The following is a 13,950-nucleotide window of genomic DNA, read 5'->3' as shown; positions in this document are numbered from 1 at the left end:
TGAGGCCAACCTATACTAAGAAAGAATGTTTGTGAACGGGTTACACCTGCTCGGACACTGCGCCGCGTGCGGCCATGAATTTCAGCAGCCGCTCCAGCCCGTCCTCGATGTCTGCAGTCGCACGCGCGTAGGAAAACCGCAGCGTCGCATGGCCACGCTGCGGGTCAAAATCCAGACCCGGCGTCACCGCAACACCGGCCTTGTCCAGAATCTCGGCGGCAAAGGCGCGGCTGTCGTCGGTCAGGTCAGAGACATCGGCATAGACGTAGAACGCACCGTCCGGCGGCGCGATATTGGTAAATCCGGCCCTTGGCAGACCCTCAAGCATTAGTGCCCGGTTCTGGCGATAGATATCCAGGTTGCCCTGCAGCTCGTCTTCGCAGTCCATTGCCGCCAGTGCGGCGACCTGACTGGCATGCGGAGCGCAAATGAACATGTTCTGGGCGATACGTTCGACCACGCGCACCTGATCCTCGGGAACAACCATCCAGCCGACGCGCCACCCGGTCATCGAGAAATACTTGGAGAACGAATTTACAACGTAGCACTCGTCCGTCAGTTCCAGCGCGGTCACCGCTTTGGCCTCATATTCCAGCCCGTGGTAGATTTCATCGCTGATGAAGGATGCGCCCTGCCCCTGTGCCGCCTCGATCAGAGCGCCCATTGCGGCGCGATCCAGCATGGTGCCGGTTGGATTGGCCGGAGAGGCCACCATCAGGCCGCGCAGGTCCAGTCCTTGAATATCCGCCGCCACAGGCTGCAACCGGTTTTCCGGCGCGGTCGGAAGATCAACCGCGACAAGGCCGAGCGCTTTCAGAATCTGCCGGTACGAGGGGTAGCCCGGCGCCCCGATGCCGACGCGGTCCCCACTGTCGAACAGGGCCGTGAAGGCCAGGAGAAATCCACCCGACGACCCGGGAGTGATCACCACCCGATCCGGGTTCAGATCAACGTTGTACCAGTCCCCGTACATCTGGGCGATCCGCTGCCGCAACGCGGGAAGACCCAGCGCAACCGTGTAGCCCAGCGGGCCTTTCTGCATGGCTTTTGCCAATGCCGCAGTCGCGCCCGCAGGGGCCCCGGTTCCGGGCTGGCCGACTTCCATGTGGATGATGTGGCGTCCGGCCTCTTCCGCCTTGCGCGCAGTCTCCATCACGTCCATCACAATAAACGGATCGACCCCGGACCGGGTTGAGTTTCTCATGCCCATCTCCCATGTTGCAGCCATGGCTTTTGAACGCGTATCCCGGCTGGCGTCAATCCCGGCCCTGATGCTGGCGGTTGTCATGTGGCTGACGGCGGCAGCACAAAGCCATGCACAAAGCCTGATCCGGGACCCGGACATCGAGCACGGGCTGCGCGAACTGGCCTTTCCGGTTCTGCGTGCGGCTGGCCTGAACACCAACCGGGTGCGCATCCTGGTTGTCAATGACAGCACGTTCAATGCCTTTGTCATCGACTACAACGCTATCTATCTGAATTACGGACTGATTCTGGGGGTCGAAAGCCCTGAAATGCTGCAGGCCGTGATCGCGCACGAGGCAGCACATATCGCCAACGGACATTTGGCACGCCGGGCGGAAAATCTGCGCGCTGCGCAGCGGAATGCCGGTCTTGGAACCGCCCTGGCATTGATCGCCGCAGCCGCAGGTGGGGGCGAAGCGGCGGCAGGCATTGCCGCAGGCACGCAGGCCTCAGCCCTGCGCAGTTTTCTGGGCCACACACGGGCCGAAGAGGCCTCGGCTGACCGCAGCGCGGCCAGCTATCTGCGGTGGGCGGGCATCTCTCCCAGCGGCATGGTCAAGCTGCACCGCAAATTCGCTGGTCAGGAGTTGCTGAGCTTTGCAAATCAGGACCCCTATATGCGGTCACATCCCACCAGCCGGGAACGTCTGCGCGCAGCCGAGGCGTTTCTGGACGAGTTTGGCGACAAGGCCCAGCCAAACCCGAACGCCGACTACTGGTTTGCACGGGTCAAGGGCAAGCTGTCGGCCTTTTTGCGCTCACCCTCTTGGACTTTGCGCCGGGCCAAGGAAGAAACTGATCGCGATATTCGCATGATGCGCGAAGCGTCGGCCCATCACCAGAACCGTAATCTGGCCCAGGCACGCGCGGCCATAGACGAGGCGCTCGCCATTCGCCCGGATGATCCATTCTATTATGAGCTAAAAGGACAAATTCTTCTGGAAAACAGGCAATTACAGGAAGCCGTTAAAGCGTATGGTCAAGCCGTGGATATGGCGCCCAACGATCCCTTGATCCTGGCAGGCTATGGCCGCGCGCTTTTGGCGCAGGGTCAAACCAAAGCAGCCCTGCAAGTCTTGGAAAAAGCACGGGCGCGTGACTATCGCAATGCGCGCCTGATGCGCGATCTGGGCGCGGCCTACGCTCAGGTTGGAAACAACGGCATGGCGTCAGCCGTCACGGCGGAACGCTATGCCCTGCAAGGCCGGTTGGAAGACGCAGGTATTCATGCAAGACGGGCCGTTGGGCAACTGCCCGAAGGCTCACCGGGTTGGCAAAGGGCGCAGGATGTGTTGATTGCCGCGGAACGCGCAAACAAAGACAAAAGGAAACGGAGATGATCCTCAAACACGCTGTACCTGCCCTTCTGGGGCTTTCCCTGGTCGCGGGACCCGCGCAAGCGCTGGACCTGTCGGCCATGAGCGAGGCTGAAAAGGCCGAATTCGGCGCGCAGGTGCGCGAGTACCTTCTGGAAAACCCGGGGGTGATCATTGAGGCGATCAACATCCTCGAACAGGAAAACGCGGCAGCCGAGGCGCTGGCAGACAAAGAGCTGGTCGCCGCAAATGCCGATGAGCTGTTCAATGACGGATACAGTTGGGTCGGCGGCAACCCCGAGGGCGATATTACCCTGGTCGAGTTCATGGACTATCGCTGCGGCTATTGCCGTCGCGCGGTGCCCGAGGTGGAGACCCTGTTGAACGAGGACGGCAATATCCGTCTGGTGATCAAGGAGTTTCCGATTCTGGGCGACGCATCGGTCATGTCATCGCGTTTTGCGGTTGCGACAAAGCATGTCGCTGGCGATGACGCCTATAAACAAGTGCACGACGCCCTGCTGGAATTCACCGGAGAGCCCAGCGAAGTAACACTGCGCCGCATTTCGGACGGCCTGGGCCTGGACAGCGACGCGATCATTGCGGCGATGGACAGCGATCAGGTCACCGATGAGATCACCCAGACCCGCGCTTTGGCGCAGCGCATGCAGATTTCCGGCACGCCCTCGTTTGTTTTGGGCACCGAAATGCTGCGGGGCTTTTTGCCGGCCGATCAGATGTTGCAGATCGCAAACGGTGTTCGGGCTGAACAGGGGTAAGCGCGGGGGCGGCATGCCGCCCTTAAGCCACATCGGTATGTGACCCAGGCGGCTTTTGACACAAAAGCCGCTGTTTTTTGACCTAAGCCTTTTGTGAGCGCTTTATTCCAACGTCGTGTTCGTCGCTGAGGACGTCTACGGCCTGTCTAGTGTGGCCCTTGGCACACAGTCAGCACATTGAAACAGCAAAATCCTGCCGGGTGTTCGCAACCCTCTTTTCATACTCCGCAAGATCACAATAAAACTTTGTCACCACTCAAACCGGCAATGAAGTTTCTTGCAAAACCGCGTTCGAAAAACAGACACGATTTGGCCACACGGTCCCCGCATCGCCCGCGCGGCGATTGCGCTGGGACTGGTTGCGCTTGTGTCCGCCTGCGCTCAGGGTCCGACCGACGCGGATCTTGACCCGGAACGCCAGGCAATGGCGCTGCAAGAGGTCTCAAGAAAGCAGGCACTGGGGCACCGCGTATGGTGCGTACCCTACGCCCGCAACCTCAGCGGCATTGAAATTCGCGGCAACGCGAAAGACTGGTGGGGCAAGGCACGCAACATCTTTGATCGGGGCAATGAACCGGTTGTGGGGTCGGTGATGTCATTTCGGGCAACCCGTGGAATGCCCTTGGGCCATGTGGCGGTGGTATCGGATATTGTCACCGAGCGTGAAGTCATCATTAACCACGCCAACTGGCACCGCAACAGAGTGTCGTTGAGGATGAGCGTCAAGGACGTATCCAAAAACAACGACTGGACGCTGGTCCGGGTCGAAAGCCAGCCCGGGCAATACGGCAGTCACTATCCGGTCAACGGGTTCATTTATCCAATATTCGGCGAGTAGCCCAATTTTTGGATGCGCCACAGGCGCATCTTGTATCTGTCACAATGCGTAGGCATAGCCCTCCGCACAGCAACGCGGCAATCGCCGCTTTTCTTTAGTGTTTCTACCGGTAACCCAGTTACTCAGCCGCCTCAGCTAACGCATCCAACTCAGCTGCTTTCTTCTCGACCTCTTCCACGATGTGGTCGATCATCTGATCATTCGACATCTTGTGGCTTGCCTTGCCCGCCAGATAGACCATGCCCGATCCCGCTCCGCCGCCGGTAAAACCGACATCTGTCATCAGCGCCTCGCCCGGGCCGTTCACAACACAGCCGATAATTGACAGGCTCATGGGTGTCTTGATGTGCTCCAGCCGGTGCTCCAGCGCTTCGACCGTTTTGATCACGTCAAAACCTTGCCGGGCACAGGACGGGCACGAGATGATGTTGACGCCGCGATGGCGCAGGCCCAGCGATTTCAGAATTTCAAAGCCGACTTTCACCTCTTCGACCGGATCGGCGGACAGGCTGACCCGGATCGTATCACCGATACCCATCCACAGCAGGTTGCCCAGACCGATCGCGGACTTGATGGTACCGCTGACCAGTCCCCCTGCCTCGGTGATCCCCAGATGGATCGGTGCGTCCGTTGCGTCGGCAATGCCCTGATACGCCGCAGCCGACAAGAACACGTCACTGGCTTTCACGCTGATCTTGAAATTGTGAAAGTCGTTGTCCTCAAGGATACGGATATGTTCCAAACCGCTTTCGACCATCGCCTCGGGGCACGGCTCGGCATATTTTTCCAGAAGGTGCTTTTCCAAACTGCCCGCGTTTACACCAATGCGGATCGAGCAGTTATGGTCGCGGGCGGCTTGGATCACTTCTTTGACCCGCGCCTCGTTGCCGATGTTGCCCGGGTTGATCCGAAGACACGCCGCACCGGCCTCGGCCGCTTCGATCCCCCTGCGGTAATGAAAGTGGATATCGGCGACGATGGGCACCGGGCTTTCGCGCACGATCTCTTTCAACGCGGATGACGACGCCTCGTCCGGAACGGACACCCGCACGATATCCGCGCCAGCCTCGGCGGCAGCCTGAACCTGCGCAACCGTCGCCGCCACGTCGGTCGTAAGCGTATTCGTCATGGTCTGGACCGCGATCGGAGCGTCGCCCCCGACTGGCACGTTGCCGACCATGATCTGCCGCGATTTGCGGCGATAGATATCGCGCCAGGGGCGTACGTGATTAAGCGACATTAGGTTGGGTCCGCAACTACCTGAGTTGAGCTTTTAGATAGTCCGGCAAGGGTGGTACCGCAATGGCTGGATTACTCGGCGGGCTCTTCTGTCGCTTCGGTTCGCAGCTCAGCCACCAATTGCTTGAGTGCGCTGTTCTGCTCGGCCTCAAGATCGGCCACGGCATAGGCCTCGGAAACCGCATCCTTGGAGAGAACCACGCCTTTGGCGACCGTTCCCGGAGCGCCGGCTGGTCCGTAGTGCGCACCATTCATAGAAAAGAACACTGAACCGGATGCCCCGGCGCGCAGCAGAGGCGGTTCTTCGGTCAGCGGCACTTCGAACACACTGCCTTGTTCCACCGTCCCCAGCGTACCCTCAAAAATCACGCTGCCATCCGCGGCCGTCACGCGCATCCAGGCCGGGTCAACGGCAACAATCTTTAGCGTGGTATCGATTTGCTCGACCACCTGGGGTAAGGCCGGTCTTTCGACCGTGTGCACTTCGGCCAGTTCGACCGCAGGCAATTCCGGTGGTCGGAACGTGCCGACCGTCCGTGGATCGAGCGTGGAAATAGGCGCATCCCGCGCCACAAGAACCGGTACATCCAGCGCTTGCGGACGATACAGGCGATCCAATGCCTCGGTGCTCGGGGCGTTGGCGGTTTCAACCTCATCGCTGCTGTTGCGCGCCGCATCAAGCGGATCCAGATCGGACAGAACCACAGGCGCCTGTTCGACCGGGCTGACCTGCACCTGCTGGATCTTGTTCAGCACAGCCCATCCGCCATATCCAATGCCACCGATCAGGGCCAACAGAACCAGAGACGAGCCGATGGCGCGCGGTTCAATCTGACTGACGAAGGATTCCTTGCCGGGAATATAGGGCGTATTGGGTGAGATGAACGGATCACGTCCCATCGGCCCGCGCGATGGCAAATCACTGGACCCTTTGCGCACCACCGACGCTTCGGCGGACATGCCGTGCGCAACCTCAAATCCACTTTCCTGACAGAACGAACTAAACGTCTCGTCCGGGTTCATCCCGAGATAACGGGCATAAGAACGCACATACCCGGCGATGAAGCCGGGTGTGTCAAACGCATCAGGGTCGGCATTTTCGATGGCCGCTATGTAGTTGGCTTTGATCCGAAGCTCTCGCTGGACGTCCAGCAGGGATTTTCCCATGGTCGCGCGCTCGCCGCGCATCATATCACCAAGCCGAACCTCATAGTCGTCAAAACCTTTCGGCCTGACATCCGTTTCGCCTTCGGATTCGCGCTGTGGTTTGCGCCCAATCATCCCTGCTGCCCCATTCTGCCTTCACGTGTGTTCCACGCTAACGGTGACTCGTCCCCATAACGATTCGTCCGCTACTTTTGTTAGCGTAAGCTTAACACGCGACAAACAAGTTGCACACGTTGGCGTGAGGTTAGCCGGCAAGTTCGGCGCGATTTAGCGCACAATGTGACCAAAGTTCGTCCATCGCCTGCACCAGACGGTTCAATTCGCCGGGTCCGTGCACCGGAGATGGGGTAAAGCGCAGGCGTTCTGTTCCCCGTGGGACAGTCGGGAAATTGATCGGTTGCACATAAATGCCGTAATCCTCCAACAACCGGTCGCTGAGTACTTTGGTATGCACCGGGTCACCGACGATCACCGGCACGATATGGCTGCCGTGATCGATCAGGGGCAGGCCCATTCCCTTCAGCCGCAGCTTAAGAATTTTGGCCTGGGTCTGATGCTGCTCACGCAATTCTGGCGCTTGTTTGAGATAGGCCACCGAAGCGGCGGCGCCGGCGGCAACGGCGGGCGGCAGAGAAGTTGTGAAGATGAAGCCCGGCGCATAAGACCGAACGGCGTCACACATTTTCGCGCTGGCCGCGATGTATCCGCCCATGACACCAAAGGCCTTGGCGAGTGTGCCATTGATGATGTCGATGCGGTGAGCCAGACGGTCCCGCTCGGTTACGCCACCGCCACGCGGGCCGTACATGCCGACGGCATGCACCTCGTCGATATAGGTTAGTGCGCCGAACTCGTCGGCCAGATCGCAAATCTCTTCGATGGGCCCAAAATCGCCGTCCATCGAATACACGGATTCAAATGCAATCAGCTTGGGCGCTGCCGGGTCGTCCGCTTCGAGCAATGCACGCAGGTGAGCCACATCATTGTGACGGAAGATACGCTTAGACCCGCCGTTGCGACGCACGCCCTCGATCATCGAGGCATGGTTCAGCGCGTCGGAATAAATGATCAGACCGGGGAACAGTTTCGGCAGCGTGCTGAGCGTCGCGTCGTTGGCAATGTAGGCGCTGGTAAACAACAGAGCGGCCTCTTTACCATGCAAATCGGCCAGTTCCGCCTCCAGCCGTTTGTGATAGACCGTCGTACCCGAGATATTGCGGGTGCCGCCCGACCCTGCACCAGCCGCATCGACGGCTTCGTGCATTGCCTCCAGCACAACCGGGTTTTGCCCCATGCCCAGATAGTCATTGCCGCACCAGACGGTGACATTCTGATGCGTCCCGTCCGGACGGGTCCGCACCGCATGGGGGAAATGCCCGTTGCGGCGTTCAATATCGATAAAGGTCCGGTAACGTCCTTCGTCATGCAGCCTGGCAATCGCTGAATCGAGCTGAGCAGTATAGTCCAACGGACCCTCCTTGAATGCCCGGTGCGGCGGTCCGAACCCGGGCAATTAGTCTACCGCTTTTGACAGTTTACACTGTTTTAGCGATTTTTTGCGTTCTTTGATACCAACTGCCTACAGCCGAACCGGTGAACCCAACTTTGATTTGCATCAAATATAAGCTTGCGCCCGCTCCGACAAGTAAAGTTACGGCCAACAGACGCGAGGAAACGACGCAGGCACCCCGGATCGGATCAACGGGTTTCCGATGGGAGACCAGTTTCCCGGCCCCGCCCACTGGACGGCGCTGGCCACGCTGATAGGGTGCCGCAAACACAATCCCTGCAGGAGACCGCCATGTCGCTAGACGCCGTGCTGAGCCGGATCGATGACGATCTGCAAACCTCGATCGACCGTTTGATGGAACTGCTGCGCATTCCGTCCATCTCGACCGACCCTGGCTATGAAACGCAGGTCAGCCAGGCCGCAGACTGGCTGGTTGCCGACCTGAAGAGCATCGGCATTGCGGCAGAAAAACGAGATACTCCAGGTCACCCGATGGTTGTTGGGCATGTTGGCGAAGACAGCGACGGGCCCCACTTTTTGTTTTACGGACACTACGATGTCCAGCCGGTTGATCCGCTGGAACTTTGGAATCGCGATCCGTTCGATCCGGCGATCGAAGACACAGAGAACGGACCGGTCATTCGGGGGCGCGGGTCTTCGGACGACAAAGGACAGTTGATGACATTCGTCGAGGCGTGCCGCGCCTGGAAAGCTGTTCATGGCGCCCTGCCCTGTCGCATCACCTTTTTCTTTGAAGGCGAGGAGGAGTCTGGCTCTCCGTCATTGGTGCCATTTCTCAAGGAAAATGCGGCTGAGCTGAAGGCCGATCTGGCACTGGTCTGCGATACGTCGATGGTGTCTCGTGGCGTGCCGTCGATTGCGTCGCAACTGCGGGGGATGTTGAAAGACGAATTCACAATCATCGGCCCGCGTATCGACCTGCATTCGGGACACTATGGTGGACCGGGCCTCAATCCATTGCGCGAATTGTCGAAAATCGTCGCTTCGTTCCATGACGAAGAAACCGGCCGCGTTGCCGTAGACGGGTTCTACGAAGGTGTCCACGACGTCCCTGCAGAACAGCTGAGGCAATGGGAAGGCTGTGGGTTCGATGAGGCGGAGTATCTGAACTCGGTCGGTTACACCCAGGCGCACGGAGAAAAGGGCTATTCAACGCTTGAACAACAATGGGCGCGTCCGACCCTTGAGGTGAACGGGTTATGGGGTGGCTATAATGGTGCGGGCACCAAAACGGTGATTCCATCGGAGGCCCATTGCAAGATCACCTGCCGCCTTGTGGGCGATATGGATCCCGACTTACTGCGCGACAAAATTCGCAAACATGTGGAAGCGCACCTGTCCCCGGATGCGAAAGTCGTCTGGGACGGAGATCTCGACGGCTCACCGGCTTCTGTCATGAATTTGGACCGCCCGGAATTCGAGGCGGCGCGCGGTGCGTTGTCGGACGAATGGAACCGCGAGGCGGTGTTCACCGGAATGGGCGGATCAATTCCGGTTGTCGGGTATTTCAACTCCGTGCTCGGACTGGATTCGATGCTAGTCGGGTATGCCAACGATGACGACGCGATCCATTCTCCAAACGAGAAATATGACGTCAAAAGCTTTCACAAGGGCATCCGATCCTGGGCGCGCATTCTGGATGCTTTGACCAAGTAGAGTTTTTTGCGAGGCTCTGCCTCGCGCTCCGAGATATTTGTGGCCAGATGAAGACCGGATCCCTCGCTTCATCTGGCTGAAAATATCTTGGGGGAGGCGCGGCTTGGCGTGCCGGGGGCAAAGCCCCCCTTTTCTTACATGTGGATGACGCGACCGTAGGCGTCCAGGACGCTTTCGTGCATCATCTCTGACAGTGTCGGATGCGGGAAGACAGTGTTCATCAGATCTTCTTCCGTCGTTTCCAACTGGCGACCGACCACATAGCCTTGAATCAATTCCGTAACTTCCGCGCCGATCATATGCGCGCCCAGCAACTCGCCGGTTTTGGCGTCAAAGACGGTCTTGATCATGCCCTCTGGCTCGCCCAGCGCAATCGCCTTGCCATTGCCGATGAAGGGAAAGCGCCCGACTTTGATGTTATAGCCGAGTTCTTTGGCCTTGGCTTCGGAATACCCGACGGATGCGACTTGCGGCTGACAGTAGGTGCAGCCTGCGATGCTTTCCGGTTTGACCGGATGCGCATGCTGACCCGCGATCAGATCCGCAACCATGACGCCTTCGTGGCTGGCTTTGTGCGCCAACCAGGGCGCCCCGGCGATATCGCCGATGGCATAGAGACCTTCGACGCCCGTGCGGCAATACTCATCGGTGACGACATGGGTCCGGTCGATTTTCACGCCCAGCGCCTCGAGACCCAGATTCTCGATGTTTCCAACAATGCCGACGGCCGAGATCACGGTGTCAAAGTCGTGTTTCTCGACCTTGCCCTTGACCTCGATATGCGCCGTCACCTTGCCCTTGGCGCGGTCCAACTGTTTGACCATCGCCTTTTCCATGATGGTCATGCCTTGTTTGGTGAACGCCTTTTTGGCAAAGGCGCTGATTTCCGCGTCTTCCACCGGCAGGACACGATCCATCACCTCGACAACCGTCGTGTCCGCGCCAAGTGTGTTGTAGAAGCTGGCAAACTCGATCCCGATCGCACCGGACCCGATGACGAGCAGCTTTTTGGGCATGCGCGGTGGCATCAGGGCATGTTTGTAGGTCCAGACCAGATCGCCATCCGCCTCCAGCCCCGGCAATTCGCGCGCCCGCGCGCCGGTCGCAAGGATGATGTTCTTGGCCGTCAGATCCTCGGTGCCCTTTTCGGTTTTGACGCTGACCTTGCCCTTGGAGGGGATCGTGGCCTCGCCCATCACAACGGTGACTTTGTGTTTCTTCAGTAGATGCCCCACCCCGCTGGTCAGTTGCTTGGCCACATCACGCGATCGTTTCACAACAGCGTCGAGATCGTAGTCGACCTTGCTGGCGCTGAGGCCAAAATCCTTGGCGCGTTCCATCAGGTGGAACACTTCGGACGACCGCAGCATCGCCTTGGTCGGAATACATCCCCAGTTCAGGCAGATGCCGCCCAGATGCTCACGTTCAACAACAGCGGTTTTCAGCCCCAGCTGCGCCGCGCGGATGGCCGCGACATAGCCGCCCGGACCGGCACCGATTACGATCAGATCAAAAGATTGTGCAGCCATGTGTCCCTCTCGGCGCAGGTCGATTGCAAATTAGTTTACCATTAAACTATTTTTTGCAGCGCATCAACACGGTGATCCCGCGACAAAAGCGACGCAGGGTCGGCACCGTCAGACGGTGCAGGTTTCAGCCTATACCCGAGGCAGCACAAAGGCTAGAACAGAAGGGTCGGGCCTGCCCGGCTTTTCTTGATCACAAGTCATTCGAAAGCACATCATGGCCAAAACATTCAAAGACCTCTTGCTCGCATTGCTGAACGCAACACTCATCCTAGTGGCCTTATGTTTGTTTCTGGGATGGAAACTGGCGTCGACAGTAGACGGTATCACCGACCGGTTTTCCGAGACCCTTGAAACCGTGGCACCCCTTCAGGAACAGGCGCAGGGGATCCGAGGGGAATTGGCTGCGCTGCGCAGCGATTTGGCGACAATTCAACTGGAAGGTGACACAGTCGACGCGGCAACGGTCGAGCGCATCACTGCCACCTTGGACCGACTGAATGCGGTCGAAGAAACACTGCAAGCTACTCAAGCCCGGTTTGCGGATATGGCCCAGTCACCGGACATTCTGATCGATCAGGCCATCAACACAACGGCCGACGCAATTGCCGACCGGGCGATGTCCATTCGGGGTTGCGTCCCGGCAACCTAGCCGGCGGCCTGCAGCTCGCGCACGGTGGTGCCATACCCGCCCATATCGACATAAGCGGCTTCATGCTCTGTCATGGGGCGTGACAATGCTTCGTTGCGGTATGGGAACCGGCCAAACTTGCGGATCACCTCGCGATGTGCCCGTGCATGCAACAGGTTACTGGAATCTCCGCTGGTCATGTTCTGACACATCAGGCGCACGCAACGCTCCTGATCGCAAAGGTTTTCCGAGTGCATCATCGGCAGATAGAAAAACTGCCGGGCCGGCTCGTCGATCTTGAGATCCCAGCCCTTGTCGACCGCACATTTTGCCGCTGCCAGCGCGGCGCGGTCCGATGCAAAGGCGCGCGCATCGCCGCGAAACATGTTGCGCGGAAACTGATCCGTCAAAATGATGTAAGCCAGCGACCCGCTGGGATAGGTCAGCCAGAGCGAGTACTTACCCTCATTTGCCGCTGTCCAGGTGTCCAGAAACCGATCTCGGATGTCCGCGTCCAGCGCGTCATCCTGCAGATACCAACCCTTGGGACCAACTTCGTCTAACCAATAACTCAATACGTCTTCAGGCCCTACCATTGCCCTAAACTCCGTCTTATGCCCTCCCCAGGGACGTAGCGTCATTTAAGTCCGTTTTACAGAAGTGTTACAGTAACATATTGCAACACTTACGACATAAATTCGTGTCCTAGGCGGTATCCTGCGCGTCCTGTTCGGCCTCGGCTGCTTCGATGGCAACTTCCTGTGCCACTTCCAGCGCGACCGGCGATGCTGTTGGGTACAACGGAGACATCGTGCCGGTCTCGTCCACCGGGATCGCCGCGCGCTGGGTCATGCGGTACATGGCATAGCCGCCCATCAGGAAAAGCAGGGCGGCAATGAACAGGAAAAACCCGGGCGGGCCAAATATCGCATCGCCCATCAGCCAGCCGGTGATCAGTGGCCCGGCAATTGCGCCCATACCGTTGATGAACACCAGCCCGCCCGAGGCCGCCGCCATGTCTTCGTGTTCGAGGAAATCGTTCGCATGGGCGATGAGCAGTGAATAGAGCGGGTTCGACATACCGCCAATGACGAATGCGGCCACAAGAAGGATGGGAAAGGTCACGCCGAAGATCATGCCCGCCATCGCGCTGCATCCGCCGGTCACCGCAACCAGAAGGATCAGAAACCGCCGGTCCATCCGGTCGGAAACCCAACCCAACGGATATTGCAGGACAATAGCACCCACATAAAAAGCGGCGATAAAGGTCGATATTTCGACCAGCGTCAAACCGGCGCGGGCTCCGTAGACCGACGCCATGCCAAATTGCGCGGAAAACACGCCACCCAGCAGGAACATGCCAACGCATGCCATTGGCGACTTGCTCATCAGTTCGCGCAGAGTCATCGGTTTGGTGGTGTCAAAAGCTGGCGTCGGCGAAATCGACAGCAGGATCGGGGCAAAGGACACCGAGACAAGGATCGACGCAATCACAAATGTTTCGTAGCCTGCAGGATCACCCAGCAGCATCAGGGCCTGTGCACTGATAATGCCCGTCATCTGGACGATCATATAGAGCGACAGGGCCTGGCCCCGGTTCTCATTGCTGGCGGCATTGTTCAACCAGCTTTCGGCAGTCACATACACACCCGAAAAACAGAACCCGATAATGACGCGCCCCAGAATCCAGGCGATCGGGTCGGTCAGCATCGGATACATGATCATGACGGCAGAGATGAATGAGGCCAACGCCGCAAACACCCGGACGTGACCGACCCGTCGGATCATTTCCGGCGCCAGCCGGGACCCGCCGAGGAAACCGACAAAATAGGCGGACATAACGAAAGACATCTGAAGGGTCGAAAACCCCTCAATCTCGCCGCGCACACCCAGAATGGTACCCTGAAGGCCGTTTCCGACCATCAGAAGACCCATGCCGAGGAGCAGAGCCCACGCGCTGGACAGGACCTGAATCATAGCGGCCTCCGGGTATTTATCGACCTGAGTTACGTGCTGTTCCTG

General features: G+C 58.7%; 12 protein-coding genes. 5 read left to right on the top strand and 7 right to left on the bottom strand.

Features of this window, described 5'->3' with window-relative positions; genetic code table 11:
- Positions 1-40 precede the first annotated feature (40 nt).
- The gene (locus ACR3ES_RS11890; RefSeq protein WP_170432636.1) at positions 41-1,204 is read right to left on the bottom strand and encodes an aminotransferase class I/II-fold pyridoxal phosphate-dependent enzyme; all 1,164 of its coding nucleotides are present in this window, start codon (positions 1,202-1,204) and stop codon (positions 41-43) included.
- Here ACR3ES_RS11890 and ACR3ES_RS11885 point away from each other — a divergent pair.
- From ACR3ES_RS11885 to ACR3ES_RS11875, 3 genes are all read left to right on the top strand, one after another.
- Complete coding sequence (locus tag ACR3ES_RS11885; protein ID WP_170432639.1) at positions 1,203-2,585, top strand: M48 family metalloprotease; 1,383 nt, start codon at positions 1,203-1,205, stop codon at positions 2,583-2,585. The two genes, ACR3ES_RS11890 and ACR3ES_RS11885, sit on opposite strands and share 2 nt — an antisense overlap.
- Entirely contained in the window at positions 2,582-3,340 is a 759-nt protein-coding gene (locus ACR3ES_RS11880) for a DsbA family protein (RefSeq protein WP_170432642.1), read from the top strand. The genes ACR3ES_RS11885 and ACR3ES_RS11880 overlap by 4 nt, the downstream gene beginning before the upstream one ends.
- Before the next feature lie 277 nt (positions 3,341-3,617).
- Positions 3,618-4,178: a CHAP domain-containing protein gene (locus tag ACR3ES_RS11875; RefSeq protein WP_480425385.1), complete on the top strand. Its 561-nt coding sequence runs from the start codon at positions 3,618-3,620 to the stop codon at positions 4,176-4,178.
- A gap of 118 nt (positions 4,179-4,296) precedes the next feature.
- On the opposite strand, the gene ispG is transcribed toward ACR3ES_RS11875, so the two are convergent.
- The 3 genes from ispG to hemA form a co-directional block, all read right to left on the bottom strand.
- Positions 4,297-5,418, bottom strand: coding sequence for a flavodoxin-dependent (E)-4-hydroxy-3-methylbut-2-enyl-diphosphate synthase (gene ispG / locus ACR3ES_RS11870; protein WP_170432645.1), 1,122 nt, complete (start codon positions 5,416-5,418; stop codon positions 4,297-4,299).
- Positions 5,419-5,489: 71 nt separating this feature from the next.
- Positions 5,490-6,698: a helix-turn-helix domain-containing protein gene (locus ACR3ES_RS11865; RefSeq protein WP_480425384.1), complete on the bottom strand. Its 1,209-nt coding sequence runs from the start codon at positions 6,696-6,698 to the stop codon at positions 5,490-5,492.
- 130 nt (positions 6,699-6,828) lie between these two features.
- Entirely contained in the window at positions 6,829-8,052 is a 1,224-nt protein-coding gene (hemA, locus tag ACR3ES_RS11860) for a 5-aminolevulinate synthase (RefSeq protein ID WP_170432651.1), read from the bottom strand.
- Between the two features lie 333 nt (positions 8,053-8,385).
- On the opposite strand from hemA, the gene ACR3ES_RS11855 reads away from it, so the two are divergent.
- Complete coding sequence (locus ACR3ES_RS11855; protein WP_170432654.1) at positions 8,386-9,771, top strand: dipeptidase; 1,386 nt, start codon at positions 8,386-8,388, stop codon at positions 9,769-9,771.
- Between the two features lie 134 nt (positions 9,772-9,905).
- Here ACR3ES_RS11855 and lpdA read toward each other — a convergent pair whose 3' ends face one another.
- Positions 9,906-11,300 carry a dihydrolipoyl dehydrogenase gene (gene lpdA / locus ACR3ES_RS11850; protein ID WP_170432657.1) on the bottom strand — a complete coding sequence of 465 codons (1,395 nt, stop codon included), beginning with the start codon at positions 11,298-11,300 and terminating at the stop codon, positions 9,906-9,908.
- 214 nt (positions 11,301-11,514) lie between these two features.
- Here lpdA and ACR3ES_RS11845 point away from each other — a divergent pair, with 214 nt between their 5' ends.
- Positions 11,515-11,949 carry a hypothetical protein gene (locus ACR3ES_RS11845; protein ID WP_480425382.1) on the top strand — a complete coding sequence of 145 codons (435 nt, stop codon included), beginning with the start codon at positions 11,515-11,517 and terminating at the stop codon, positions 11,947-11,949.
- On the opposite strand, the gene ACR3ES_RS11840 is transcribed toward ACR3ES_RS11845, so the two are convergent.
- Together ACR3ES_RS11840 and ACR3ES_RS11835 are read right to left on the bottom strand one after the other, a co-directional pair.
- Positions 11,946-12,524 carry a DUF924 family protein gene (locus tag ACR3ES_RS11840; protein WP_170432663.1) on the bottom strand — a complete coding sequence of 193 codons (579 nt, stop codon included), beginning with the start codon at positions 12,522-12,524 and terminating at the stop codon, positions 11,946-11,948. The two genes, ACR3ES_RS11845 and ACR3ES_RS11840, sit on opposite strands and share 4 nt — an antisense overlap.
- A gap of 109 nt (positions 12,525-12,633) precedes the next feature.
- The gene (locus ACR3ES_RS11835) at positions 12,634-13,905 is read right to left on the bottom strand and encodes an MFS transporter (RefSeq protein ID WP_170432668.1); all 1,272 of its coding nucleotides are present in this window, start codon (positions 13,903-13,905) and stop codon (positions 12,634-12,636) included.
- Positions 13,906-13,950: the final 45 nt, after the last annotated feature.

The organism is Ruegeria sp. B1 (assembly GCF_056535885.1).
Note: the sequence above shows the minus strand (reverse complement) of the source record. Positions and strands in the feature narration are given on the sequence as shown.